Annotated in this window: 22 protein-coding genes, 1 tRNA gene and 1 pseudogene; 13 read left to right on the top strand and 11 right to left on the bottom strand. The window is 68.5% G+C overall.

Annotation, left to right across the window (positions count from 1 at the left end; translation table 11 throughout):
• Positions 1-150: 150 nt before the first annotated feature.
• From OF850_RS17070 to OF850_RS17055, 4 genes and pseudogenes are all read left to right on the top strand, one after another.
• Positions 151-828 carry a PEP-CTERM sorting domain-containing protein gene (locus OF850_RS17070; protein WP_301591532.1) on the top strand — a complete coding sequence of 226 codons (678 nt, stop codon included), beginning with the start codon at positions 151-153 and terminating at the stop codon, positions 826-828.
• A gap of 376 nt (positions 829-1,204) precedes the next feature.
• Positions 1,205-2,101 carry a GAF domain-containing protein gene (locus OF850_RS17065; RefSeq protein ID WP_301591531.1) on the top strand — a complete coding sequence of 299 codons (897 nt, stop codon included), beginning with the start codon at positions 1,205-1,207 and terminating at the stop codon, positions 2,099-2,101.
• 443 nt (positions 2,102-2,544) lie between these two features.
• Positions 2,545-2,790, top strand: coding sequence for a hypothetical protein (locus tag OF850_RS17060; protein WP_301591530.1), 246 nt, complete (start codon positions 2,545-2,547; stop codon positions 2,788-2,790).
• A 1-nt stretch (position 2,791) separates the two neighbouring features.
• Positions 2,792-2,965, top strand: a pseudogene (locus OF850_RS17055) (helix-turn-helix transcriptional regulator); the annotation flags it as partial.
• A 44-nt stretch (positions 2,966-3,009) separates the two neighbouring features.
• Here OF850_RS17055 and OF850_RS17050 read toward each other — a convergent pair.
• Complete coding sequence (locus OF850_RS17050; protein ID WP_301591528.1) at positions 3,010-4,029, bottom strand: integrase arm-type DNA-binding domain-containing protein; 1,020 nt, start codon at positions 4,027-4,029, stop codon at positions 3,010-3,012.
• 123 nt (positions 4,030-4,152) lie between these two features.
• On the opposite strand from OF850_RS17050, the gene OF850_RS17045 reads away from it, so the two are divergent.
• A tRNA-Val gene (locus OF850_RS17045) sits at positions 4,153-4,245 on the top strand.
• A gap of 100 nt (positions 4,246-4,345) precedes the next feature.
• On the opposite strand, the gene OF850_RS17040 is transcribed toward OF850_RS17045, so the two are convergent.
• Both OF850_RS17040 and OF850_RS17035 read right to left on the bottom strand, forming a co-directional pair.
• Positions 4,346-4,972, bottom strand: coding sequence for a 3-keto-disaccharide hydrolase (locus tag OF850_RS17040; RefSeq protein WP_301591527.1), 627 nt, complete (start codon positions 4,970-4,972; stop codon positions 4,346-4,348).
• A gap of 272 nt (positions 4,973-5,244) precedes the next feature.
• The gene (locus tag OF850_RS17035) at positions 5,245-7,263 is read right to left on the bottom strand and encodes a tetratricopeptide repeat protein (RefSeq protein ID WP_301591526.1); all 2,019 of its coding nucleotides are present in this window, start codon (positions 7,261-7,263) and stop codon (positions 5,245-5,247) included.
• A gap of 241 nt (positions 7,264-7,504) precedes the next feature.
• Here OF850_RS17035 and OF850_RS17030 point away from each other — a divergent pair, with 241 nt between their 5' ends.
• The 4 genes from OF850_RS17030 to OF850_RS17015 all read left to right on the top strand — a co-directional run bounded on the left by OF850_RS17030 (position 7,505) and on the right by OF850_RS17015 (position 12,454).
• A complete protein-coding gene (locus OF850_RS17030; RefSeq protein ID WP_301591525.1) occupies positions 7,505-8,347 on the top strand; it encodes a class I SAM-dependent methyltransferase in 843 nt (280 codons plus the stop codon).
• 73 nt (positions 8,348-8,420) lie between these two features.
• Positions 8,421-9,830: a phosphatase PAP2 family protein gene (locus OF850_RS17025; protein ID WP_301591524.1), complete on the top strand. Its 1,410-nt coding sequence runs from the start codon at positions 8,421-8,423 to the stop codon at positions 9,828-9,830.
• Positions 9,831-9,958: 128 nt separating this feature from the next.
• The gene (locus tag OF850_RS17020) at positions 9,959-10,492 is read left to right on the top strand and encodes a DUF3455 domain-containing protein (protein WP_301591523.1); all 534 of its coding nucleotides are present in this window, start codon (positions 9,959-9,961) and stop codon (positions 10,490-10,492) included.
• 354 nt (positions 10,493-10,846) lie between these two features.
• Entirely contained in the window at positions 10,847-12,454 is a 1,608-nt protein-coding gene (locus tag OF850_RS17015; protein ID WP_301591522.1) for a gamma-glutamyltransferase family protein, read from the top strand.
• 825 nt (positions 12,455-13,279) lie between these two features.
• Here OF850_RS17015 and OF850_RS17010 read toward each other — a convergent pair.
• The 3 genes from OF850_RS17010 to OF850_RS17000 all read right to left on the bottom strand — a co-directional run bounded on the left by OF850_RS17010 (position 13,280) and on the right by OF850_RS17000 (position 15,157).
• Entirely contained in the window at positions 13,280-13,546 is a 267-nt protein-coding gene (locus OF850_RS17010; RefSeq protein ID WP_301591521.1) for a hypothetical protein, read from the bottom strand.
• Between the two features lie 276 nt (positions 13,547-13,822).
• Positions 13,823-14,098 (bottom strand): hypothetical protein, encoded by a 276-nt coding sequence (locus tag OF850_RS17005; RefSeq protein WP_301591520.1) that lies wholly within the window; start codon positions 14,096-14,098, stop codon positions 13,823-13,825.
• 342 nt (positions 14,099-14,440) lie between these two features.
• Positions 14,441-15,157: a hypothetical protein gene (locus OF850_RS17000; RefSeq protein WP_301591518.1), complete on the bottom strand. Its 717-nt coding sequence runs from the start codon at positions 15,155-15,157 to the stop codon at positions 14,441-14,443.
• Between the two features lie 367 nt (positions 15,158-15,524).
• Between OF850_RS17000 and OF850_RS16995 the strand changes: the two genes are divergently transcribed.
• The gene (locus OF850_RS16995; protein ID WP_301591517.1) at positions 15,525-16,028 is read left to right on the top strand and encodes a PilZ domain-containing protein; all 504 of its coding nucleotides are present in this window, start codon (positions 15,525-15,527) and stop codon (positions 16,026-16,028) included.
• Positions 16,029-16,088: 60 nt separating this feature from the next.
• Here OF850_RS16995 and OF850_RS16990 read toward each other — a convergent pair whose 3' ends face one another.
• Both OF850_RS16990 and OF850_RS16985 read right to left on the bottom strand, forming a co-directional pair.
• Positions 16,089-16,463 carry a hypothetical protein gene (locus tag OF850_RS16990; protein WP_301591516.1) on the bottom strand — a complete coding sequence of 125 codons (375 nt, stop codon included), beginning with the start codon at positions 16,461-16,463 and terminating at the stop codon, positions 16,089-16,091.
• A gap of 77 nt (positions 16,464-16,540) precedes the next feature.
• Positions 16,541-17,509, bottom strand: a complete 969-nt coding sequence (locus OF850_RS16985; protein WP_301591515.1) for a Bug family tripartite tricarboxylate transporter substrate binding protein — start codon at positions 17,507-17,509, stop codon at positions 16,541-16,543.
• Between the two features lie 113 nt (positions 17,510-17,622).
• On the opposite strand from OF850_RS16985, the gene OF850_RS16980 reads away from it, so the two are divergent.
• On the top strand, positions 17,623-18,072 hold the full coding sequence (locus OF850_RS16980) for a GNAT family N-acetyltransferase (RefSeq protein ID WP_301591514.1): 450 nt from the start codon (positions 17,623-17,625) through the stop codon (positions 18,070-18,072).
• 17 nt (positions 18,073-18,089) lie between these two features.
• Here OF850_RS16980 and OF850_RS16975 read toward each other — a convergent pair whose 3' ends face one another.
• The 3 genes from OF850_RS16975 to OF850_RS16965 all read right to left on the bottom strand — a co-directional run bounded on the left by OF850_RS16975 (position 18,090) and on the right by OF850_RS16965 (position 21,510).
• Positions 18,090-19,106, bottom strand: coding sequence for an MBL fold metallo-hydrolase (locus tag OF850_RS16975; RefSeq protein ID WP_301591513.1), 1,017 nt, complete (start codon positions 19,104-19,106; stop codon positions 18,090-18,092).
• Between the two features lie 13 nt (positions 19,107-19,119).
• Positions 19,120-21,114, bottom strand: coding sequence for a BCCT family transporter (locus OF850_RS16970; RefSeq protein ID WP_301591512.1), 1,995 nt, complete (start codon positions 21,112-21,114; stop codon positions 19,120-19,122).
• Positions 21,115-21,234: 120 nt separating this feature from the next.
• Complete coding sequence (locus OF850_RS16965; protein ID WP_301591511.1) at positions 21,235-21,510, bottom strand: hypothetical protein; 276 nt, start codon at positions 21,508-21,510, stop codon at positions 21,235-21,237.
• A 113-nt stretch (positions 21,511-21,623) separates the two neighbouring features.
• Here OF850_RS16965 and yghU point away from each other — a divergent pair, with 113 nt between their 5' ends.
• Both yghU and OF850_RS16955 read left to right on the top strand, forming a co-directional pair.
• Positions 21,624-22,499, top strand: coding sequence for a glutathione-dependent disulfide-bond oxidoreductase (yghU, locus tag OF850_RS16960; protein WP_301591510.1), 876 nt, complete (start codon positions 21,624-21,626; stop codon positions 22,497-22,499).
• 338 nt (positions 22,500-22,837) lie between these two features.
• Complete coding sequence (locus OF850_RS16955) at positions 22,838-24,046, top strand: MFS transporter (RefSeq protein ID WP_301591509.1); 1,209 nt, start codon at positions 22,838-22,840, stop codon at positions 24,044-24,046.
• The last annotated feature ends 7 nt before the right edge of the window (positions 24,047-24,053 follow it).

Here is a 24,053-nt window from a genome sequence, read left to right as displayed (position 1 = left end):
CTGGGCGCCGGCCTGCTGGGCCTCGGCCTCGTGCGCCGCAAGGCCGCCTGACACTTCTTCGTCAGAACACACCAAGGCAGCGCTCCGGTCCCACAAAGGCCGGAGCGTTTCCTGTCCATTCCAAGGCAATCGCAGACAAGGAAACAACGTATGAATGTCCTGAAATCCTTAGCCTGCACCGCTCTCCTCGCTTGCTCCGTGGCGCTGCCCGCACAGGCCTCGCTAATCCCGCTCGGCCCTTCGCCGATTTCGGGAGCGGGTATCGGCAACGTCGGGACGATTCTCACCGTGCAAAACACGGGCACCGAAACCGGTGCCGTCCGCTGGAATGGCATGACCAATGTCATCACGGGCGACGCCAAGACTGGTGCTTCGCAGACCCAGACGCTTTCCTTGAGCAGTCTCGGCCTGACCAGCGCAGAGGATCTGCGCATCGTCCTCAACATCAACGAACCGCAGAACGCGAGCGGCGAGAGCATCACGCTTGAGAATCTGGTGCTGAGCATCTTCAGCGGCGCCGGCACGGAACTCTTCAACTCGGGCGCGTTCACGCCAGTCACGTTCGCCGAGAGCTTCCCGGGCATCGGCAATGCGGGCTTTGCCTTCGGCTTGGACGCCACCCAGGCGGCTCTGGCTCAGCCTTTCTTGGGCGATGGCAACAACCGCCTTGGCCTCTCCGCCACGCTGAGCGGCGCCGCAGGTGGCCCCGAGACCTTCTTCGCCTTTTCGATGGTAACCCCGGGCATTCCGGTGCCGGCCCCCGCAGGCCTAGCTCTGCTCGGTGCTGGTTTGCTCGGCCTCGGCTTCGTGCGCCGCAAGGCCGCCTGACGCACACTTCTTCGTCAGAGAATACCAAAGCAGCGCTCCGGTCCCACAAGGACCGGAGCGTTTTTCCGCTGGTTTGCTCCAGCGTGGTGCATCTTCGGGCGGTGTAGAACGCCTGGCAGTCGCGACACGCGACTGGCTCAAATGCGGGCGCACCTTCGGAGCGGCCCGCCGCGCTGCACCCCCACCGACCAGATTTACCCAGTCTTGAGGGCCCCTGGAGCGCTGCAAGTACCAAGGCTTCATTCATCCATGGTCCGCACGCACCGCACGGGAAAACCAGTATTCCTGTCGCTCGTTCTTCACTGGTCAGGAGGCCGCTACCCTGTCCGAAGACCCAGTTGCAGATCCTGCCCGACTTGAGGCACTTCACGCGACCATGCTGCTGGACACACCCGCGGAGGAGGGTTTTGACCAACTGACGCGGCTCGCCCGCGAGACGCTCGACGCGCCCATGGCCCTTGTCTCGCTCGTCGACCACGACCGGCAGTTCTTCAAAAGCCACTCGGGCCCTATTCCCGAGGATTTCGCAGCCCAGCGCGGAACTGCGCTGTCCCACTCCTTTTGTCGTCATGCCGTGGCCTCGGGCGAGGCCTTCGTTGTCGAGGACGCCAAGGAGCACCCCTTGGTCAAAGACAATCCGACGGCCCTCGAATACGGGGTCGCGGCTTATGCGGGCGTGCCTCTCTTCTCCGCCGATGGCCAAGCGCTGGGCACGCTTTGTGTTCTCGACACCAAACCACGCAAGTGGAGCAAGGAGCAGCTTGAGCGGCTTTCGGCCCTGACCGCTGTGGCCTCGTCCCTGATCGCCTACCGGACGAAGGCACTGGAGGCTGCACCCCTTGGAGAACCGGCAGGAGCAGAAACGCAGACCGCCCATCTGGAATGGAGCAGGAGGCTGTCTGGTGCCGTGGCCGCTTATCTCGCGCGCCTGGACGCCTATCGCCAAGTGGCGGCGCAGGTTGAACCCAGTGAGCAGGGCCTGGAACAAGAAGTCCGCAGCCGCGCCGCGCTGCTGGCCGCGGAGGCTGGATGGGAGGCGATGCTTGGTTCCGCGGCACTGGCGGAGGAAGGGCTAGCCAGCGGGGATCTCACAGCCCTTGTCGGAGCCTGCCGGGATCATTTCACGGCCCAACGTCAAAGGGCAGAAGTCATGCAGCGCTTCCAGAGGGCGGAAGCCCATCTCGCCGAGGTTGAGAAAGCCAGTGCTTTTGTTCAGCAAACCGAGCAAGAAGTTCGATTTGCGCTGCGAAACCTTTCCCTAAGGCGAGGATAAGAGGGGCGCGATCTCATGGCCGCTCTTGTCCCCACGCCGTGCTCCATATGCAGCCGCTCTCAGGAGTCTGGTCCCGATACTTGTTGAGCCGCGTTCTCTATTATGCCGAGCGCTGTTGTGTCGCTTCACGCACCATCTGCATCACGCGCGCGCAGTCGCGGCGGCAGGCGCACAGCTGTCGCTCCGCTGTCATCGAGCGGACACCGGACCTCCCAGCGATCACGTCGCAGCCAGGCAAAGTCCAAGGTCACGAACGCCGGCCCTAGGCGCATGTCCACCAGCACCAGAGGCGTCCGCCGGTCTTCCGATCCTGGAGCGTCATCCATCGCTTGCAATTAGGGTGCGCTGACGCGCAGCGCCTCTGCGGGCGCTTGAATGCGGTGTCTTACGGATGCCGCGCGGCGCGTAGTTCGCTATCCGCGAAAAGCAATGCGGAGGATGCAATGAAGGTCTACGTCGATGAGGATGGGCACAAGCGGCTGATCGGGCGCGCCGAGATCCCCGATGACGGGGGCGCTGTGCATCGCGAATGGCTCTTCGGTGGCGAGAGCGCGATCTATGAGGACTTCACCCTGGGCAGCGTGACCCCTTTCGGCAGCGACGGCAGCACGACGGTGGAACGGGCCGTGATCCTCAGCCCACTGCAGCGCGCCGACTTCCTGCCAGGCTGGGCACCGCTCGTTTCCTGAGATGGAGATGCCGCTCCATCCAGGCCTGCTGATGCTGGTGGAGGACGTGCTGCCGCCGCTTGGCCTCACCCTGCCCCGGGCGGCGAAGTTGATGGGACTGTCGCATCAGTTGCTCTACAAGCTCCGGGACGGGCGCATCGGCATTACGCCCGCGATGGCACTGCGGCTGGGCAAACTGACGGGCATGGATCCGCATGTTTGGCTCAAGATGCAGGCGGTCTACGACCTCGCCACGCTGGCTCCGGACATGGCCAACGAACTGGATGCCATCCCCATGCTGAAGGCCCTCGCCGTCTCCAGGAGCCTCGCGCCTGCATCCAAACGGAGGCCTCGCAAAAGCAAAGGCAGCCCGCGTGTCAGCAGGAGGGCAAAGGACGGTAATGAACTGGGATCGCCGCTGCGCCAGCCAGTTAGGGCGAGAAAGCGGATTGCGGCAGCGGCGTGAGGCCACATGGCGCGGCGTGGCTTCTCGCCTTCAGCGGAGGAACGCATTGTCCTGTCCAGGCCACGTGCAAGCGCGGCGTACTCGTCGTCTGTCAGCCTCCGGTCGCGCTTGCCATCGGCAGGACGCAGCACGCCGCGCGCCGGGTTGTCAGGGCGCATTCCCTTTCTCACGGCAAAGGCGAGGATGGCGCCCAGTAGCCCCACAGTGCGGGAGGCGGTGCCGATGCCGCCGCGCACCATCCGCACCGCACGCGCCCGCCCTAGGTGCTCCCGGCGGTGAGTCTTGCCGTCCGCTACGTCATGCATGAATGCCTCTATATCCGCGGTGGTGAGGCTGCGGACCTTGCTGGCACCCAGCAGGGGGAGAATGTGGCTGTTTATGCGGCTGTGGTCGGTGGCGAGCGTGCTGGCCTTCTTCGTGCCGCCGCGACGGGTGGGGAGCCGCCCCGCCTCCACAGCCGCCAGATACTCTGCGCAGAGTTCGGCTACCGTGGGGGCCTCGCGAAGATCTTTCTTCGCTGCAGCGGGGTCATGGCCTCCCATGGCGGCGGCCAGCACCTTGCGGGCCTCGTCTCGCGCCGTGTCAGGCGTCCAGGGCGCCCCATGTCGTCCGATGGTGAAGCGCCGCGAGCGCCCCTCCGGGGTCCGATAGAGCACGACATAGGCCACAGCATCGGATTGCTGACGCCTGATACCGAATCCGGTCACCGCACCAGGGCCGGCGTCCCACACTTCCTCCCCCGGCCCCAAGGCGCGCACCTCGCGCAATCCGATCTTGCCGCGTTTCGCCGCCATCCGCCTGCCCTTGGCCGCTACCTAGCCACGCCTAGGTAGCAGATAGGTAGCAGGATCGCGCAAATCACCACAAGGAAGGGCAAAGGCCATCAAGAAAAATGTGGCGGATTTCCTTAGTTTTTTGGGAGATCCGCAAGCTGCCGCAAGCTAGGTAAAAGCGCTAATCCTGCCTTCACACGGCAGGGGTCACAGGTTCAATCCCTGTCGCGCCCACCATCCTTTCCAGGCACTTTCAAGTCGTGGCGAATTAGCGGCAAGAGCCCAGAAGCCGCACGCGACCTGCCTTGCGAATCGCCCAACGGACCCCGGGGAGCGCTCAGCCCGCCCGGATCTCCACCTTCCGGAACCGCACCACGCCGCGGTCGTTCACCGCTCCGCCCGGACCCGGCACGCCCGGACCGTGCTGCAACGCGATCCGCCCGGTCGCGAAACGGGGATCGCGGACGGCGTCGGCGGTTTTCTGGCCATTGAACACGACTGTGAAGGCATCGCCGGCGGCGGTGATCTCGTAGAGGTTCCAGCGCCCGCCGGCCTTCGGCATCGGATCCACGGCGGCCAGATCCACGATCGCGCCGGTGCCGTAGCGTGGCTCCGGCCGCTCGTCCCAGATGTTCACCTCGTAGGCATTGGCCGTGCTGACCATCGCGGGGTTGGTGCAACGGATGTAGATGCCGCTATTGGTGCCGCTGTCCACGAAGAACTCGGCGCGTAGCTGGAAGTCCCGGTAGTCCCGCTGCGTGACCAGGAAGCCGTTGCCGCGGTCGGCGACGAGGGCACCGTCCTCGACCCTCCAATTGGCGTCGCCGATGCGGTCCCAGCCCGCGAAATCACGGCCGTTGAACAGGGGCGTCCAGCCACCGGACTGGGCCAAGGCCGCTCTGTGCCCTGAAGCGATCCCGGTCGTCGCGGCCAGCAGCGGCACCAAGGCTCGACGCTTCACCATGCGTTCCTCCCGATCGCTCTTCCTTGCAGCACCAGCCTAGAGGAGACCGAGCATGCGCTTCAACAAGAAGGCTCGGGCGGGTGGCCGGCCGTCCCGCATCCGCCTCAGCAGATCAACGCGGAACTCGTAGTCCCTTGAAGCGGAATTGGCCCTTTCGAATCTCCTCGGGCAGCAGGCGGCGGCGCCGGCACCTGCGCCGTGCGTTTCGTCCAGGTCGTCCCGCCGTCACGATCACTCTCGGCTCACTTGCTTCGGAAAACGCCAGTCCTGGATCACGCGAAGCCGATCCGCCTCGCGCCCTCCCGGAACAGGCTTTCGCCATCCGGCGCCGGTTGCATCGCGGTGACGAGGTCGTCCACGCGATAGCTCGGCAGCGTCTTCCGGATCGCCGCGACATGGGCGCGCGCCTCGTCGAGCCGGCCAGCGAGCGCGAGGGAGATGGCGGCGATCGCCAGGATGTGGGCGTGGGCATTCGGGCGGGCAGCGGCCTTCCTCCCCGCCTCGGCCGCCTCCTCGAGCCGGTTGAGGCGTACGAGCGCCATGGCGCGTGCCCCGAACATGCCGAAGACCATCGGGTCGTAGGGGCTGAGGCGGAGCGAATGGCCGGAGGCCGCGACGGCCGTATTCGGGTCGCCGGTCAGAGAGTGGACGAAGGCAAGCGTGTAGTGGCCGAGGGCGAAGTTCGGGCTCAGCTGCACCGCCCGCTCAAGCTCCTCGACCGACTGGTCGTGGCGGCCCCGCAGCCAGAGGGCGCGGCCCATCGCCCAATGCGCGGCGGGGTCGCGGTCGTCGGCCATCAGGCCCTGCCCGGCCGCGGCGTAGGCGCGCTCGACCTCGGCCCCACGCTCCGCCCAGCCCTGGAACGCGTTCTGCCAATGCGTGAAGGACAGCCCGGCATAGGCGCGCGAGAAGGTCGGGTCGAGGCGGGTGGCCGCCTCGAAGAAATGCCGGGCCTTCTCGTTGTCCGGCCTGGTGAACCGGTACATGTGCCACAGGCCGCGGTGATGCGCCTCCCACGCGTCCAGCGAGTCGGGAGGGCGTAGGACGGCGCGGTTGCGCTCGGCCGCCTCGATCTCGCCGGCAATGGAGACGACCGCCCGGTCGCTGATCTCGTCGAGGACCAGGAAGGCATCCTCCGTCTCCTGGTCGAATACCTCCGCCCAGACGATCCGCGCGCTCCGCGCCTCGGCGAGCTCGACCGCCACGGACAGGCGCTTGCCCCTGCGCTGCACAGAACCGCTGACGACGTAGTCCACGCCGAGCAGCCGCCCGGCCTCCGCCGGGGGGACGCCCCGGTCGCGCAGCGCGAACACGCTTCCCTGTCCGATCACGAACAGGGAGCGCAGCTTCGCCAGCCGCGCGATCACGTCGTGGACCATCGCGTCGGCGAGGCTGCCGCCGGGCAGCTTCGGCCCCGCGGTCAGGTCGGCGAAGGGCATCACCGCGACGGAGCCCCGGTGTGGCCCGGCGGCGCCGTCCTCCGTCACGGCGCCGGGAGGAGCAGGTGTCGCGACGGCCACCGGGGCCGCCCAGGGGCGCGGCGCCTGCTCAGCCTGGGCGCGGGCCTCCCGCCACAGGGCACGCAGGGGCGCGGCGTCGAGACCGTCGGCCTCGAAGAGCCGCGCCGTCGCCGCGAGGTGCTCGTCCCCCTCCCGGATGCGGCCGCGCCGGGCCAGCGCGGCCAGCACGGCCTGATGGGGTCGAAGGTCGAAAGGGACGAGCCGGATCCACTGGTCGAGCGTGTCGAGCGCTTCTTCGTCCGACAGCCGCTCGGTGAGCTTCTCCAGCAGCGTTGCGCGAAGGTCGCGGAAATGGCGGCGCTGCGCGACGAGCCAGCCCTCGAACTCGGGCAGACGGTCGAGTTCCAGCCCTTCCAGGACGTCGCCGACGAAAAGTGCGGCGAGCGACTGCAGCCGCTCGGTGGAAAGCGTCTCTAGGCCGGCCCGCGCGGCGCGGTCCACTTCCACCGCATCCACGAAGCAGCCGGAAAGCTCGAGCCGGACCGCATCCCCCCGCGTCTCGATGCGGCCGGGTCCATCGAGGACGCTCCGGATCCGGCTCAGGCACCAGCGGAGCTCGCCGCGCGGGTCATCGGGAACGTCCCACAGGATTTCGCAAAGGCGGCTCCGTGTCACGGGGTGCGGAGCCAGGGCGAGATAGGCGAGAAGCGCGCGCGCCTTGCGCGACGCCGGCAGCGCCACGGCCCCGCGCCCATGGGCGACCGTCAGCGGGCCAAGGAGCCGGATCTCGAGGGTCGTGGCGTCCTCACCCGGGGGCGGATCCGTTTCCATGCTCACTCCCACGCCGGCTCCCACACCGACCTCCATGCGCCGCCGCTACGCAGGGGCCAAGGAGAGACATGCCGGGCACCGAGCCCGCGGGGCCTCTCCGCGCAGCGGGCGGCGAGCATAGCAGCGAACCGCCAGGACGGAGAGCGATGGTGCTCGCCGCCTGGCGCATGTCCTGCGCCGCCCGAAGCAGCGCCATCCCCGCCCGGGGTGGCGCAACAAGAGCCACTTGAGGAGAAAGACCATGTCAGCTTCCGCCGTCCTGCCGAGCCAAGCCCCCGCCGCCCCCGTTGACCTCGCGGCCGTCAAGGCTCGCCAGCAGGCGACCTGGGCGACCGGCGACTACGCCGTCGTCGGCACCACGCTGCAGATCGTCGGCGAACGCATCTGCGAGGCCGTGGACCTCCGCGCCGGCGAGCGCGTGCTCGACGTTGCCGCCGGCAATGGCAACGCCACCCTCGCCGCGGCGCGCCGCTTCGCGCAGGTGACGTCCACGGATTATGTCGGCGAGCTGCTTGACCGCGGCCGGGAGCGCGCGGCCGCCGAGCGCCTGGTCGTCGCCTTCCGCGAGGCGGATGCCGAGGCCCTTCCCTTCGCCAACAACAGCTTCGACGTCGTGCTCTCCACCTTCGGCGTCATGTTCACGCCGGACCAGGACAAGGCTGCCGCCGAGCTGATCCGCGTCGTGCATCCCGGGGGCGGCCGGATCGGCCTCGCCAACTGGACGCCCGAGGGCTTCATCGGCCAGGTCTTCCGCACGATCGGCAAGTACATGCCGCCGCCGGCCGGCGTCCGCTCGCCCGCGCTCTGGGGCACCGAGGCGCGCCTGGCCGAGCTGTTCCCCGGGCAGCGGATCGAGGCCACCAGGCAGGTCTTCAACTTCCGCTACCGCTCGGCCAGCCACATGCTCGAGGTCTTCCGCACCTTCTACGGGCCGGTGAACCGCGCCTTCGCGGCGCTCGACGCCGAGAAGGCCGCGGCGCTCGAGAAGGACATCAAGGACCTGAGCGACCGCATGAACCGCGGTGGCGCGGACACGCTGATCGTGCCGAGCGAGTACCTCGAGGTCGTCGTCACGCGGCGCTGACGGAAGCGGCCGGCGCGGCGGATCGCCGCCGCGCCGCCAACCCCACGCGATCCCCCTTCAAAGGAAAATTGAGATGACCAGAATGAGTCCAAGCCGTCGCGCGCTGGGTGCGGCGCTGCTCCTCGGCTCCAGCTTCGTCCTGTCCGGGACTGGCTTGGCGCAACCCAGGCAAGGCGCGCAGCCGGCGCATCCCGGCACCTGGCAAACCTGGGTGCTGACCTCCGGCCAGCAGTTCCGCCTCCCGCCGCCGCCCAACGCCGCGGCGACGCGCGCGGAGCTCGATCAGCTTCGCGGCATGGTGGCCTCCCGCGATGCGGAGACTCTGCAGCGCATCGCCTGGTGGAGCGCCGCCGCGCCGTCCTACCGCTGGAACCAGATCGCGATGGACGAGGCGTTGCAGGCGGGCGTGCCGGTCAACCTCGCCTCGCGGCACTTGGCGCTGCTGCACACCGCGCTGGCCGACGCGATGGTCGCGGCGTGGGACAGCAAGCAGGCCCACAACCGCGCCCGGCCCGGGACCACCGACCCGGCGCTGCGGCCGGTGGCAGCGCCCGCCAGCCCGTCCTACCCGGATGAGCACGCCGTCGCCGCCGGGGCGGCAGCGGCCATCCTCGCCGAGATCTTCCCGCGCCGCGCGGCCGAGTTCACGCGCCTTGCGGAGGAAGCAGGCCGCCTGCGGCAGGTGGCCGGCGCGGCCTATCCCAGCGACGTCGCGGCGGGCACCGCCCTGGGACGGCAGGTCGCGGCCGTGGCGCTGGAGCGGGCGCGGCGCGATGGCACGGACCAGCGCTGGACGGGCACGGTGCCGGCGCAGCCCGGCCAGTGGAACGCCGCCAACCCGGCCCTGCCGCAGGCCCCGAACTGGGCGCCGTGGCTGCTTTCCTCGGCCGCCGAGTTCCGGCCGCGGCCGCCGCCGGCCGCCGACTCGCCGGAGCGCGCGACGGAGATGGCGCAGCTTCGCACGCTGGAGCGCACGCCCCTCACCAGCGCCCGCGCCATCTTCTGGGAAGCGGCCGCCGGCGGCCTCCGCAGCCACGAGTACTGGAACAACCATGTCGGGCGGCTGCTGTTCGAGCACGGCCAATCCGCGGACGCGCCACGTGCCGCGCGCGCCTACGCACTGCTCAACGTGGCGATGTTCGACAGCGGGATCGCCTGTTGGGACGCGAAGTACGCCTACTGGACGATCCGTCCCACGCAGCTTGACCGCGAGTTCCGTCCAGTGATCGCGGTGCCGAACCACCCCAGCTACCCCTCGGCGCATGGCTGCTTCTCCACCTCGGCTGCGAGGGTGATCGGGCATCTGTTTCCGCGTGAGGCCGCAACCATGGCGTCGCTGGCACGCGAGGCCGGGGCTTCGCGTATCTGGGCGGGGATTCACTACCCCAGCGACGTCACCGCAGCCGACGCGCTCGGCCGCAGCGTGGCGGAGCGCGCGATCCAGCGCGCGGTGGGCGACGGTTCGGACGCGGCCCCTCGGTGAGGAATTCCGAAGCCGATCGTGCCGGTGCGGATGCCCGCGTCACCCACCGGCCGTCCGGATCCTTGGGGCGGAGGGTCGAGGACCTTCCGGCCGTCGCCGGCAGGACCAGCATTTCAGGAGGTACCGACATGATCAAACGTCATCTTCCCCTTTCATCGTGCGCGGCTGGGCTTCTCGCCGTGTTGACGGGAGGATCCGCACTGGCCCAGGCCGGACCGGCCCCCGCTGTGCCGCCAGGCCTGACCGTCGTGGCGACCACCCACGCGCAGGGCGCGCAGATCTACGAGTGCCGCGCCGGCGCGGATGGTCGCCTTTCCTGGGCATTCCGCGAGCCGGTGGCGACGCTGCTGGAGGAAGGCCGCACGGTCGGGCGGCACTATGCCGGACCGAGTTGGGAACTCGCCGATGGAGGACACACGGTGGTGGGGCGCGTCGCGGAGCGGCTGCCGGGGGCAGGAACAGGCGACATCCCGTGGCTCCGGTTGGAAGTGACGGAGCGGCGCGGCGCAGGTCATGGCAGGCGGCTCGGACCGGTCACGGTGATCCTGCGCGTGAACACGGCAGGCGGGGTCGCGGAGGGACCGTGCCCAATGGCCGGCGCCTTCCGGGCTGTGCCCTACGCCGCGGACTACGTGTTCCTCGCGCCATCAGGCGGGGGTTGATTACAGCCTCCTCCTCGACGCCCGGAGGGTGGGAGCTGGGCTCTCAGCCGGAGCCGGCGGCGCCCGCCGACGGGTCGCGGGTCCGCCCTCCCCTTGGCGCATGCGTGCGGCCGCACCTGAGCGCGCCGCCCGCACCGCCGACGGGCCTGCGTGACTGCGAACAGGTCGATTATCGCGCGTCCCTGCGCACTCACGGATCGAGGATAAAGGGAGCGCGCAGCGGCGATGACGGCGACCGCTTCCCGTCCGCAGCGAAATTCCACGTCCAAGCCGTTCTTCCCAATCTGGTCCAGGCATGAACTTCTCAAGGCGAACCGGATCGAGCAACCTGTTTGGCTGCGGAAAGGCTCCTCGATGACACCTGCTTCGCCCGGGACGGAACACAGCGGCGTCGGCATGGTCGCCAGCGCGCATCCGCGTGCTTCACAGGCTGGCTGTGAGATCCTGGAAGCCGGCGGCAATGCCTTCGACGCAGCCGTGGCGGTGGCCGCGGCGCTGAACGTCGTCGAGCCCTACATGTCCGGCCTGGCCGGCATGGGCTTCGCCACCATGTGGGTCGCCGCGGAAAGCCGCGTCCGCGTGCTGGATTTTGTGCCGCCGATCCCGCACTCCTTCCCGGCGGGGCGTTTCACCTCCCGCGAGGAGCTGCTTTCGGGACCCGCCGCCGTGGCGAGCCCGGGCAATCTTGCCGGCTGGTGCGCGCTGCACGAGGCCTATGGCCGGCTCCCGCTGCGCCACGCGATCGCGCCGGCCATGGCGCTTGCGGAGGAAGGCTTCGAGTTCTCCGCCTTCGGCATCGAGGAGGTGACCGGCTTCGGCCCGGGCCATGCGGCGGCCGCCGGGACAGGCGAGGCCTTCGCTGCTGCCTTTCCCTTTCACACGACGCTTCGCGCTGGGGACCAGGTGCGCCTGCCCATGCTCGGTGCCACGCTGCGGCAGGTGGCGGAATGTGGGGCTGACGTGCTGTACCGAGGGGAAATCGGGGCAGGCATCGTTGCCTTTCTGGCCGAGCACGGCGGTACGCTGACGCACGACGATCTCGCGGCCGTGTCGCCGGTTTGGCGCGAGCCGATCTCCGTCCCGTATCGAGGCCTGCGCATTCATGTGCCGCCGCCACCCTGCGAGGGCTTCCAGTTCCTGTTGACCCTGCGCCTGCTTGAAGGCTTCGATCTCCGATTGCTCGAGCCACTCTCGGTCGATCACCTCGACCTGGTCATCCGCGCGGTTCGAATGGCCGCCGCCGTGCGCATCGCCAACAACACGCCCGACGAGGAGCAGCTGCGCGTGATCCTCTCGGAGGCGAACGTCCAGTCGCTCCGCGACCGCCTGCGGGCAGGTGACGGGCTCCAGGGTCCGACCGAGCAGTGGACGAGCGAGCCGCCGCCTGGCGCCGATCCGGGGCATACCACCTCCTTCTCCGTTGCCGATCGCGAGGGAAACCTCGTCTGCATCACCCAGAGCCTGGGCTCGGTGTTCGGCAGTGGGGTTGTTGTTCCGGGTACGGGCGTCGTGCTCAACAACTTCCTGTATTGGGCGGATGTGCAGCCTGGCAGCCCCAACCGCGCCAAGCCTGGGCAGCCGCTGGCGATGTGCATGTCGCCCAGCATCGCGACCAAGGATGGCGAGCCCTGCCTGGCTCTGGGCACCCCGGGCAGCTACGGGATCTTGCAGACCCAGGCTCAGGCATTCGTCAGTCATCTGGATTTCGGGCTTGGGCTGCAGGCCGCGATCGATGCGCCGCGTGCCCGGCTCTGGGATGGGCGGCTGGTGGAGATTGAAAACCGGGTCGCGCCCGAGGCGTTGGCGGGCCTGCGTGCGAAAGGGCACGACGCGCGGTTCTTCCCTGCCCCATTCACCATGCGCGTCGGCGGCATGCAGGCGGTCGGTCGCGACCCTCGTTCAGGCCGGCTGTGCGGCGCAGCCGATCCGCGGCGGAACGGGGCCGTAGTCGTCACTCGATAAGAGACACCCTCCTGCCGGCACTCGCCATGTCCGTGCCATGATCGGGCTTCCTTCCAGCCAGCGATCGTGGCTGCTGGTCCATGAGGCGGCTGGCCCGCGGTTCCCGGACGTGCCGCAGGTGACCTCCCCGCGTGTCGCTTCGCCTCCACCTGCCAGTTCGGATGCACGCATCCTTGGGGAACTGCGCGGGTCGCTCGACGCGGATCTCCGCCGCGAATCACGTTCGGATCGTGAGGTCGATCCTGCGGGCGCGGAGGAGGTCATGCCTCCAGCGGTGCAGGTCCGGGCGCCTGGGACGAGCGCCCTTCCCCAAGCGAGTCGAGGAGCATGCTTCGAAGCCAACTACAGACGATGAAACCTTATGCGGCGCGATGAGTTTCGGTGATACGACCGAACTGAGGCGTGCCTGTTCGTGGATCCGCTTCCGTCATCGTCTGGTGATAGGTGGGACCTTCGACGTAGCGCCGCATCGCAATAAAGAACCCCCGCCGCCTTAGCAGCAACGGGGGTGGAGTTTACAGATTCTAAAGTGTCTCCCAAAGTAGGAGACATCTCAGCATGCCGGCTTGGTGTTCGAGCGACAAGAGATTTGTCTTCGGAAACCCATTCTCTGGCAGAAATGTCATCCATCGGATAACGGGCAGGACCGCTCCGCCGCGGCGGAGCGGTCCTTCAGCCTTTCCGTCCATGTCCCTGCCACGCAGGCGGAACATTCACTCTCGATCCCGCCCCTTCAGGACAACCCAGTCCAGTCTGAAGCACAAGGGGTCACTCGCCCCGAGACGATCCGCCAGTCCTTCTTCCAGGAGGTTCTGGGCCGCCTGATCACGGCCGACGGCGATCCGCTTCGCACGCGGCGCAGGGACATCCGCGTCCTCGAATCGGCTTGTCGTCAACAGCAGAGGCGACGAGGGAGAGCGCGCGCCGGTTGGCGGGCGCGGCTCCTTCTCGCTGTGCCAGCCCCCCTTCGACGATCCGAAGGCTGGGAGGACCCAAATAGCGGTTGGTGGTGATCCCTACCGTCAGGTCCCAGACTTCGTCAGGGCTCTGAAGGGGATGAACCGGATGCATGTCTGGAATGTTGTCGGCCATACGGCCCTCCAAAGGACCTTCGCGGCCCTCGAACAAAGGAGTTGGTTCTCAGGGCAGTTTGCGCCAGTCCCAAATGAGGCGCAATTGTGGCGAAGCCCTCGTGGTCCGAACGGAGTGCAACAAGACACCGCTCGCGGAGCCCCATCCCTCGCGCTCCCAGACCTGAGGCACGACCCCAGCAGTCAAACGTCACCATCGCCTTCCAGGAGTTGGAAAATCGGACCAAACATCGATCTGGCGTACCTGCGTGTGCGCGGCACCGCCGCTTGGTGGCTTCTACGCTGCATCCAGGAGGCTCGCCTCGCGGAAAACGGTCTCAAGCACCGCGGCAGGCAGCTTCAGTTCGCTTTCACCCGCAGGCCAGAATCCTGGCGAGGTAAGGTGGCGAAGCAGTTCCCAAAGAGGCGGGAAGGCAACGCTTCGCCTCACGGTCATGACGAGTGTGGGATCCGCGTCCACGAAGCGCACGAGGTGCCCATTCATCGTCACTTCGATGGTGTCCCCGCAGGCAACAATCACCAGGCTAGGGGCGAAGAAGGAGCGGTCTTGCACAGGCGGGGCTTCCGAAGGAGTGGCAAGACAGCAGCCCCCATCCTGGGGGCCATAAACCAAGCCAACTGTTCGATCCTAGCCCTAGCGGAGCGTGAATGGTTTGATCCACAACAAATGCGATGAACCCAGTCGCATGACAAGAAAGAGAACCACGCTCCAGCCGATGCAGCTTTCCTCCTTTGGTCGCGGGCGCTTCAGGTGCAGCCGCGGAACAACACGAAGCCCTGGTTGGCACGTCGCAGCGACCGCGACGTGGGGATGAAGTGAGAACGAGTAAATCCGTGTCGGCACCTCGACCAGCTTTGCCGTGACTGGCGCCATGCGGGCCGGCGAGCGTGCCCCTCACGGCCGCCACAGCGAGAACTCGGTGCCGAAGTCGGTTACGACGAGAGGACGGCACCGTGACGGCTCATCGCGACAGGGGGGACCCGGCACGGCCGCGAGGCGCCCGTTCGGGGCCACCTCGAAGGTCAGCGGCACAGGCGGCTCGGATCGCTTCGCGTAGGCCAGCTCGACCTGGAACCGGATCGTGTCGAAGCGGTCCGGGTCGGCATAGAAGATGAGGTCGCGCGACACGGCCTCCCCCGGGTTCAAGGCCGACGGCTCGCTCGGCAACTCCGTAGCGCCCTCGAACAGCACCCCGTGACGAAGGAGCACCTCGCCTCCCTCGGCCTCGTCATAGTACCGCGCCTGGGCGATCGCGCTCGATCCGGGCAAAGCCTGCGGAAAGGCGCCTGCCTCTCCGGCCTCGCGGAACCGCACCCGGACGCCGATGACGTTGTAGGTGAGGGCCAGAACCCTCACTTCGGCTTGGCCGACATTGGTTCGGGTCACCGTGGAACGGATCGCGACCAAGTTTCCTTTCTGGCCAACCCTTTCCAGCGTGCTCGTGACGGACACGCTGGGTGGTGCAAGTCCCGGCGCGATCTTCGCTTCGTAGATGAAGGTGTAGACGCCCCAGGCTCCGGCCAGCACGATGGCGAGCGTCTGCACCGCGCTGCTCAACACCTCCATGCTGAAGCCGGAGGTGGTTCGCCCGGGCTTGGCTTCCTCGCTCATCGTGCGTCCTCACGCGAAGGGAGTGGACAGTAACCGCGCCGGGAACGACTTGGTTGTTCGCGCAGCTTTCACGAAACGTGAAGCAGGCGGCCCGTTCGGAAGCGCACGCCCATCCGACCGAACCCTCCGGTGCCGGTTCTCGCTGCCTCGTCTCCGAAAGCCGGGGCGTGGTGGTCACCCCTTCTGCACGCTCCACGGGGCGCGACCTCGTCCGATGGACGCGCCCATTCAGCGGGCGACGAAGCATCGCAAGCTTGCCACCTGAGAACATGCCCAAGATTATTTTGCCAAGAACAAAAGAATCTGCTCCCGATACAGGGATGAAGGTTCTTTCCCCAAGTGGTCGGGGACAAAAGGGAAGCGGTTGATGGCTGCGATTGAGGGCAACGGCATGGGAGTCCTGCCCAAATACAGAAACATTCCCTCCAATGTTTCAAATAGACGAAACGCTGTCCGGATCAGGACGATCAGGAACGCCAGGATCAAGTTCGGCAACACCAACCTGGACTGCGTCCTCCTCGACTTCTCCTCGAGGGGCGCGCGCGTGAATGTCGGCAGCGCGACGGACCTTCCGAAGAAGCTCGTGATTGTCCTGCACGACAACTCTTCTCACAACGCCACCCTGCGATGGGCCAGGGATCGTGAGATCGGACTCGAGTTCATCAAGGACAGCGAGGACAGCCCGGCAGACGGCCCATCGGCCGCGCGGTCGGATGCGGCCTCGGAGCTGGGCCGGATGTTGTTCCAGGGGGATGCAGGGCGCCTTGCCGATGCCTCGCCGGCGCAGCGGGCGCGCGTCGCGAAGGCGGCGAAGGCAATGGAAGAAGCCTGCCAGGATCTGCGGAAGGCCCTCGAAGCCTGCGACCACTGAGGGCAGAAGCCGCAATCTTGCGGCTCTTCTCAGCCGGATGGCTGGGCAAGCGGGCGCTGTTCAGTCGAACAGCGCCAGCAGGGCCTCGCCCGCGCAGCGCCTCGGCTCAAGGATCGGCGCCTCGCCGGCCTTGATCAGGATGACGCTCACCACCTCGATGATCCAGGCGGTGTGCGCCTCGCGCGACAGCCAATACCAGCCCGACGCTTCGCCGCTTTCCAGCGCCTTCCGCACCTGCGCGCGGGTGTCGGTCAGCAGGGCTTCCAGCGCGGCCCGGGGAAGGCGCCCCTCCGGGGATTGCAGCGCTTGGCGCAAGGCCTGCGCCGCGTCGGTGGCGGCTTCCAGCGCGAGTTGATCGGGCTTCCGGAGATGGCGGAGGCGCGCATCCTCGATGAGATCCTCGATCAGGAAATGCAAGGCGTCGGCGACCTGCATAGCTGGCTCCGTGGCTCTTTCCCGCTCAACGCGCACCGTCGCAGCCCGTCACACGAAGTGGCGAGCCACGTGATTTCTCAATCCGCTGTGATGCGGGCTGCACGGATCACCTCCGTCCACTTGCCGATCTCGCGCCGCAGGTGGGCCGCGAGTTCCGCAGGCCCCGCCGCGAAGGGCTGCAATCCCAGCTCGGCGAAGCGCGGCGCGAGGTGCGGAAGCGCTTCCTGCGTCGCAGCGTTCAGGCGCTCCATGACCGGTGCCGGCGTACCGGTTGGGACGAACAGCCCGGTCCAGACCCCCATCTCGAATCGCGGCACCGTCTCGGCCACGGCCGGGATCTCGGGCAGGCTCGGAAGCCGCTCGGTGGAGGTGACGCCCAGCGCGCGCAGCCGTCCTTCCCGCGCATGCGGCAGGGCGGAAGGCAGCGTGTCGAACATCACGTCCACCTGCCCCGCGACGAGCGCCGTGGCGGCGGGCGCCGTGCTGCGGAACGGCACGTGAAGCAGGTCCACCCGCGCCAGCGACTTGAACAACTCCCCCGCAAGATGGCTGGAGGTGCCATTCCCGCCGGAGCCATAGGTGAGCACCCCCGGCTCGGCCCGCGCCCGCGCGATGAGCGCAGCGACATCGTTGATCCCTTTCGACGGATGCGCGACCAGCAGGTTCGGGCTGGTGGCGACGCCGGAGACGGGGGCGAAATCGGCAACGGGGTCGTAGGGAAGCGTGCGGTAGAGGCCGACATTCATCGCCTGCGTGCTGATCGTCCCCATCAACAGCGTGTGCCCGTCCGCCGCGCTCCGCGCTGCCGCCTCGGTGCCGATGATGCCCGCCGCGCCGGCGCGGTTGTCCACCGTCACCGGCTGGCCGAGCGCGGCGCCGAGCCGTTCCGCGAGGAGCCGCGCCGCGATGTCGGTGAAGCCGCCCGGCGCGAAGGCCACGATCAGGCGGATCGGTCGCGCGGGCCAGGACTGGGCGGAAGCGCCGCGCGGCGCCGAAGCGGCCAGGGCCGCCGCACCGGCAGCCAGGAGGTGACGTCGGGTGGACATGATGGGCGTTGCTCCCTGAACCTCGTTCATCCGTGCCGCGAGGAGGCACGGGACCGCGCCGCATGGCAAGCCGTGGCCACTCCCGGGACGGCCTGCAACGATGGATCGAATCCGTGACGTCACGCCATGGCCTGGAAATCCGCACCGCCACGCCGGGGGATGCCGCAGGGCTGGCCGAGCTTCTGGAGAGCGCGGGCCACGCGCTTTCCGAACGCGACCTGACCGAACGGCTGGGCGCGCTGCGGCACGCCTCCGGCACGGTGCTCGTCGCGGTGCAGTGGGGCCCGCCCAGCGGGCTCGTGGTGCTGCACTGGTATCCGACGCTCGACGATGCGCGCCCCACCGCGCAGGTCACCACCTTGCTGGTCGGGTCGGAGGAGCGACGGCGCGGCATCGGCCGGCTGCTGATCAAGGCCGCCTCGCAAGCCGCGCGCTCCGCCGGCTGCGGCCGGCTGGAGGTGCTGGTGGGGCCAGAGGAACCATCGCTGCGCGGATTCTGTCGCGCCACCGGCTTCAGCGAGGCAGGGGGACGCTTCACCCGGTCGCTGCGCAAGCAGGGGTGACACCCGCCTGCCGCGCTTCAAGGGATTTCCAATCCTGAAGCCGCCGCCACCTCCGCGAGAAGCCGCGCTTCCTGGCCAAGGTAGCGCGGCGAGAAGTGGAAGGGCTCGATGCGGCGCACCCTCGCCGCGCGCGCGATCTCGCCCGCGGCCTGCGTGGTCAGGTGCCGCCGGTCCAGCGCGACCGCGGCATCCGCGGCGGCGAAGGGCGCCTCGATGAACAGCATGTCTGCGCCCTGTGCCAGTGCGACGGCGGCGTCGCGATTGGCCGGGATATCGGCGAAGTCTGTGAGGTAGACGAGGCGCTGGCCGGGAGTCACCCGGACCAAGTCCCGCAATTCGCCCAGCGGCCGCCTGGGCGCCGCCACGGCCTCCGAGCGGCGGGCATAGATCGGGACCGGGTGGTCGTCGGGCTGCCCCGACACCACCGCATCCTTCAGGCCATCCAGCCAGGGTCCGGTGGGGAGCGACAACGCATCCAGCCCGGTGCGCCAGATGTTCAGGTGGGCCGTTTCCTCGACGGCGAAGCCGAGGCAGGGCGTGCCGTGATCCAGCACCGCCGCGCGCAGCCGTAAGGGGCCCAGCCGGAGGACCGCGCCGTCCGGCGCCGCCGCCTGCGGGGGACGATCCTCCCACGCGAAGCCCCGGTGGAGCCGAAACCGCACGCGCTTCCATGGCTCCGTCGCGGTGACCTCCGTCACCTCGAAGGAAAGATCGGCCGGGATGCGGTCCACGAGGTTCCAGGTATAGGCCTGCAGGCGGTGGAACAGGCGCTGCGCGAAGCCCTGCGGCCCCACCACGGGCAGCGTCTTCTCGCGGCCGATCAGCAGCCGCAGCAGGCGGTCGAACCCGGCCCAATGATCCATGTGCGCGTGCGACACCGCCAGTGCGGACACCCGCAGCAGGTGCCGCGGCGACAGCGCGGACAGATCGCCGCAATCCAGGAGGATCGCCTCCGTCCGGTGCAGCGCCTCCACGTAGAGCGCCGGGTCCCCGGTCCGGCCATTCAGCAGGCGCGGGTGAAGCGTCGGCCTCATCCGCCCCCGCGCCTCAACCCGAGGTGCGACCGGCCGCGTGCAGGAAGTTCAGGTGCCGCTCATACTGGGCCAGTACGTCCGCGATCAGTTCCTCGCGCGAATAGCCCATCACGTCGTAATCCTGGCCGCCCTCTCGCAGGAACACCTCGGCCCGGAAATAGCGGCGGCTCCCGTCCTCTGCGACCGGGCCGCGCTCGAAATAGGCGAAGCTCGGAACGGTGAAGCCGCGGACGCGGAGCCCGTAGCGGAATTCCTCCGGCCCGCCGGGCATCGCGACGAGGCGGATGCGGTCCTCGTCGCGCAGCAGCTTCGCCTCCACCCCGCGGTTGCCAAGCTCCTGGCACACGGCCTCCAGCGCGGGCGCGGCGACGCCGGCCAGGAAGCCCCGGACCTCAGCCTGGGAGGGGTGGTGGAGAATGGTGTGAAGCTGCCTCTGCCAGGAATGGTCGGTGCCGCCTGTCGCGGCCGGTGCCGCCTGCATGAGCGTCGCCCGCAGCGCTTCGAGGCGTAGCGCCCGCAGCAGCCCGTAGCACATCGCCAGCATGACGAACGTGAAGGGCAGCGCACTGGCGATGGTCGCGGTCTGCAGGCTGCGGAGCCCGCCCGCGAAGAGCAGAACCGCCGCCACGGCGCCGGTGAGCACGGCCCAGAACACGCGCCGCCAGACCGGCGTGTCCTCCGCGCCGCCCGAGGTGATGGTGTCCACCACCAGTGCGCCGGAATCCGCCGAGGTGACGAAGAAGGTCACGACCAGCAGCGTGGCGACGGCGGAGGTGAGGGTCGCGAAGGGGAACTGCTCGAAGAAGGCGAAGAGGGCGAGCGGAACGCTCTGCGCAACAGTTTCCGAAACGAAGCTCGTGGTTCCGGAGAGCTGCAGCCAGAGCGCGGTGTTCCCGAAGGCGGTCATCCAGACCAGCGTGAAGCCGGTCGGCACGAACAGCACGCCGAGCACGAATTCGCGGATGGTGCGCCCGCGCGAGATGCGGGCGATGAACATGCCGACGAAAGGCGACCATGAGATCCACCAGGCCCAGTAGAACAGCGTCCAGTCGGCGATCCAGTTGTTCGGCTCATAGGCGTAGAGCAGGAAGGTGCGGCTGATGAAGTCGTCGATATAGCCGCCCGTGTTCTGCACCAGCGCCTTCAGGAGGAAGACGGTCGGCCCCGCCACGCCCACGAAGAGCAGCAAGGCGCCCGCCAGTACCATGTTCAGCACGCTGATCCGCCGGATCCCGGCATCGAGGCCGAGCATGACCGATACCGTCGCCATGCCCGTGATCGTCGCGATGAGCACGACCTGCGTCGTCAACCCTTCCGGCACTCCGATGAGGTGCGCGAGGCCCGCATTCACCTGAAGCACCCCGAGGCCGAGCGAGGTGGCGACACCGAACACGGTGCCGAGCACGGCGAAGACGTCGATGGCCTGCCCGAGCGGCCCATGGATGCGCTCCCCGATCAGTGGATAGAAGGCCGAGCGGATGGTGAGCGGCATGCCGTGGCGGAAGCCGAAATAGGCCAGGGACAGCCCGATCACGGCGTAGATCGCCCAGGCATGCACGCCCCAATGGAAGAAGGTGATCCGCATCGCGGCGCGGGCTGATTCGATCGTGCCCTCCTCGCCCACGGGCGGCGTCGTGAAATGCATCACCGGTTCCGCCACGCCGAAGAAGACGAGGCCGATACCCATCCCGGCGCTGAACAGCATCGCGAACCAGGAGCCGTAGCTGAACTCGGGTTCGGAGTGGTTGGGGCCGAGCTTCACCAGGCCGTGGCGGCTGATCGCGAGAAAGAGCACGAAGAACAGGAAGATCGCGACGGACAGCATGTAGAACCAGCCAAGCCGGTCCATGATCCAGGCCTGCAGGGCGGTGAAGATCCGGCCGACCGCCTCCGGGGCGACGACGCCGCAGACGACGATGGCAACGATCAGAACCGCCGAGGCCAGGAAAACCGGCCCCACTCCTTTGACCGAGCCGCCCTCCCGCACGGGTTGCGACGTGTTGAGCATGGATGCCCCTTTCGCTTCCGGCTTGGCTGCCAACGCGCGGAAAGGAGTTCGGTTCGGGATCAGCGCCTTTTCGGTCAGCGGTGACGGCGCGGGGCTGGAGCGGCCTGCGCGAGCCGGTGCTCAGGCGCCAAGGCCTCGGGCGAGTTCCGCCCATTCCGCCTCCAGCGAAGCAGCGGGACGGGGGCGGCCCGCCCGGCGGTACCAGTAATCCGCATTCGCGAGGTCGCCTTCCTTGCGGTGCAGATAGGCGTGCATCCAGGCGCCCTCCATGCTCCCGACCGATTGCGCGAGGCCATGGGCCTTCTTCCAGTCGCCGCGCGCGTCCCACCACAACGCCGCGAGAAGCGGCGGCAGGCCTTCGGGGCTGGGGCAGTCTCTCAGTTCGTCCGCATCCATGTCCTGCTTCCTTCCAGTTGCCGGTCCGGTGGTGTCCGCCCCGCGCAGCGCACCATATCCTGGCACGGCCTCCCACACGGGAACGGCCCGGCCCCTTGTCCCTGGAGTCCTGCATGAGCCAAACGTCCGACTACACCCCGCCCAAAGTCTGGAGCTGGAACAAGGCGAATGGCGGCCATTTCGCCAACATCAACCGTCCGGTCGCGGGCCCGACTCACAAGAAGGAATTGCCAGTCGGGCGGCACCCGCTCCAGCTCTATTCGCAGGGCACGCCGAACGGCCAGAAGGTCACGGTGATGCTGGAGGAGCTTCTGGCCCAAGGCCATGCGGGCGCCGAGTACGATGCTTGGCTCATTCGCATCGGCGAGGGGCAGCAATTCGGCAGCGGCTTCGTCGCGGTGAACCCCAACTCGAAGATCCCTGCCCTGCTCGACCGCAGCGGCCCCTTCCCCGTGCGGGTCTTCGAGTCCGGCGCGATCCTGCTCTATCTCGCGGAGAAGTTCGGCGCCTTCCTGCCGCGCGAGGGCGCCGCGCGAGCGGAATGCTTATCCTGGTTGTTCTGGCAGATGGGCAGCGCCCCCTATCTCGGCGGTGGCTTCGGGCATTTCTACGCCTACGCCCCGAGCAAGATGGAATACCCGATCGACCGCTTCGCCATGGAAACCAAGCGTCAGCTCGACGTGCTCGACCGCCGCCTGGCCGAGGCCGAATACGTCGCGGGCGCCGAGTACACCATCGCGGACATGGCGATCTGGCCCTGGTATGGCGGGCTGGTGAAGGGCTGGCTCTACGGCGCCGCGGAGTTCCTCGACGTGCAGTCCTACAGGAACGTGGTGCGCTGGGCGGATGCGACCGGGGAGCGTCCTGCGGTGAAGCGTGGCCGCATCGTCAACCGGACCCAGGGCGACCCTGCCAGCCAGCTCTGGGAGCGGCACGAGGCCAGCGATTTCGACACCAAGACGCAGGACAAGGTGGCCGCCGGGGCCTAAGGCGACGCGCCGGGGGCGGTCCTCCTGGCGGCCGCCCCCTGCGCGGCTCGGCTGCCGCGCGGATGACCTCGCCCGCCCCCGGAGCATCTTGGCCCCGGGTTGGGAGCAGGCAGCTAGGCGCACGAGGCCGCGCTGCGGGCTGCCAAGCCATGCATTCTGGCCTCGGGCGAAGGGAAACCGTTGCGGCCGGCTCCTCGGCGGCCGCGGGTCGCGTGGCCGATCAAGCGCGGAGGCGATGACCTTCAGGCCCCGACCTGCATTGATGCTTCCAGCATGTGCACGCAAAGCTGGCCTCGGGCTGGCCTCCACCTCGACCGGCCCCTGAACGGATGGCGGAAATGGCGCTGAATGCGCGCGCCGAGCGCACCCTGGATGCGCTCAGCTTCTTCATCTCCGACGCGCGCTACGGGCTCGGCGCCTTTCTGGGCGTTTATCTCCTGACCGAGCATGGCTGGGATGCCGGCAGCATCGGCGCCGCGCTTTCGATCGGCGGGCTGACCGGGCTGGTTTCCCAGGCGCCCATGGGCTCGCTCGTGGACGCGGTGCGGGCGAAACGCGCCCTGATCGCCGGCGCAGTGTGCCTCGTGACCGCGACCTGCCTCGTCATCCCGCTTTTCCCGCAATTCTGGCCGGTGGCGCTGGCCGGGGTGGTCGGGGCGCTGGCGGGCGTCACGATCGGACCAACCCTTTCCGCCATCTCGCTCGGTATCGTGGGGCCGGAGCGCTTCGCGCGCCGCGCCGGGCGCAACGAGGCCCTGTTCCACCTGGGCGACGGGACGATCTGCCTCGCCATCCTCGTCACCGCGCCATTCTTCGGCAGCCCGGTGCTGTTCTGGAGCATGGGCTTCACCATGGTGGCGAGCGTGGTGGCCGCCGCGGCGGTGCCCGCGCGCGCCATCGACCATTCCGTCGCGCGCGGCCTCCATTCCGGCGAGGTCGCGGCGCCCGGACGCTCGGCCTGGGCGCTGCTGCTGGAATCGCGTCCGCTCCTCGCCTTCGCGATGTGCGGCGCCCTGTTCCATTTGGCCAATGCCTCGATGCTCGGCCTCGTCTCGCAGAAGCTGGCGCTCGGCAATCTGGGCCAGGGCATCACCCTCACCGCCGCCTCGGCCATCGCGGCGCAGGCGGTGATGGTGCCGGTCGCGGCGCTGGCCGGGGCGCGGGCCGATCTTTGGGGGCGACGGCCGCTGCTGCTGGCGGCCTTCGCGGCCCTCGCGCTGCGCGGCGTGCTCTACACGCTTTCGGACAACGCGGCCTGGCTGATTGCCGTGCAGCTGCTGGACGGGGTCGGCGCGGGGCTGATCGGCGCCCTTTTCCCCGTGGTGGTCGCGGACCTGACGCGGGGGAGCGGGCATTTCGCGGCGGCTCAGGGCGTGGTGGGCACGGTGCATGGGGTGGGCGGCGTGCTCAGCGCGGGGATCGCCGGGCAGATGGTGGTCTGGGTGGGCTATGACACCACCTTCCTGGCCCTGGCGGGCGTCGCCGCGCTGGGCGGGCTGCTCTTCTGGCGGATCATGCCGGAAACACGCGGCATGAACCCGCCGTGACTGCCGG

The organism is Sabulicella glaciei, from assembly GCF_026183895.1.
Taxonomy (GTDB): domain Bacteria; phylum Pseudomonadota; class Alphaproteobacteria; order Acetobacterales; family Acetobacteraceae; genus Roseococcus; species Roseococcus glaciei.
Note: the sequence above shows the minus strand (reverse complement) of the source record. Positions and strands in the feature narration are given on the sequence as shown.

Coding starts and splice junctions, on each gene's coding strand:
- OF850_RS17070 (WP_301591532.1), top strand. CDS start 151: ATGAATGTCCTGAAATCCTTAGCCTGCACCGCTCTCCTCGCTTGCTCC.
- OF850_RS17065 (WP_301591531.1), top strand. CDS start 1,205: ATGCTGCTGGACACACCCGCGGAGGAGGGTTTTGACCAACTGACGCGG.
- OF850_RS17060 (WP_301591530.1), top strand. CDS start 2,545: ATGAAGGTCTACGTCGATGAGGATGGGCACAAGCGGCTGATCGGGCGC.
- OF850_RS17050 (WP_301591528.1), bottom strand. CDS start 4,029: ATGGCGGCGAAACGCGGCAAGATCGGATTGCGCGAGGTGCGCGCCTTG.
- OF850_RS17040 (WP_301591527.1), bottom strand. CDS start 4,972: ATGGTGAAGCGTCGAGCCTTGGTGCCGCTGCTGGCCGCGACGACCGGG.
- OF850_RS17035 (WP_301591526.1), bottom strand. CDS start 7,263: ATGGAAACGGATCCGCCCCCGGGTGAGGACGCCACGACCCTCGAGATC.
- OF850_RS17030 (WP_301591525.1), top strand. CDS start 7,505: ATGTCAGCTTCCGCCGTCCTGCCGAGCCAAGCCCCCGCCGCCCCCGTT.
- OF850_RS17025 (WP_301591524.1), top strand. CDS start 8,421: ATGACCAGAATGAGTCCAAGCCGTCGCGCGCTGGGTGCGGCGCTGCTC.
- OF850_RS17020 (WP_301591523.1), top strand. CDS start 9,959: ATGATCAAACGTCATCTTCCCCTTTCATCGTGCGCGGCTGGGCTTCTC.
- OF850_RS17015 (WP_301591522.1), top strand. CDS start 10,847: ATGACACCTGCTTCGCCCGGGACGGAACACAGCGGCGTCGGCATGGTC.
- OF850_RS17010 (WP_301591521.1), bottom strand. CDS start 13,546: ATGGCCGACAACATTCCAGACATGCATCCGGTTCATCCCCTTCAGAGC.
- OF850_RS17000 (WP_301591518.1), bottom strand. CDS start 15,157: ATGAGCGAGGAAGCCAAGCCCGGGCGAACCACCTCCGGCTTCAGCATG.
- OF850_RS16995 (WP_301591517.1), top strand. CDS start 15,525: ATGGCTGCGATTGAGGGCAACGGCATGGGAGTCCTGCCCAAATACAGA.
- OF850_RS16990 (WP_301591516.1), bottom strand. CDS start 16,463: ATGCAGGTCGCCGACGCCTTGCATTTCCTGATCGAGGATCTCATCGAG.
- OF850_RS16985 (WP_301591515.1), bottom strand. CDS start 17,509: ATGTCCACCCGACGTCACCTCCTGGCTGCCGGTGCGGCGGCCCTGGCC.
- OF850_RS16975 (WP_301591513.1), bottom strand. CDS start 19,106: ATGAGGCCGACGCTTCACCCGCGCCTGCTGAATGGCCGGACCGGGGAC.
- OF850_RS16970 (WP_301591512.1), bottom strand. CDS start 21,114: ATGCTCAACACGTCGCAACCCGTGCGGGAGGGCGGCTCGGTCAAAGGA.
- OF850_RS16965 (WP_301591511.1), bottom strand. CDS start 21,510: ATGGATGCGGACGAACTGAGAGACTGCCCCAGCCCCGAAGGCCTGCCG.
- yghU (WP_301591510.1), top strand. CDS start 21,624: ATGAGCCAAACGTCCGACTACACCCCGCCCAAAGTCTGGAGCTGGAAC.
- OF850_RS16955 (WP_301591509.1), top strand. CDS start 22,838: ATGGCGCTGAATGCGCGCGCCGAGCGCACCCTGGATGCGCTCAGCTTC.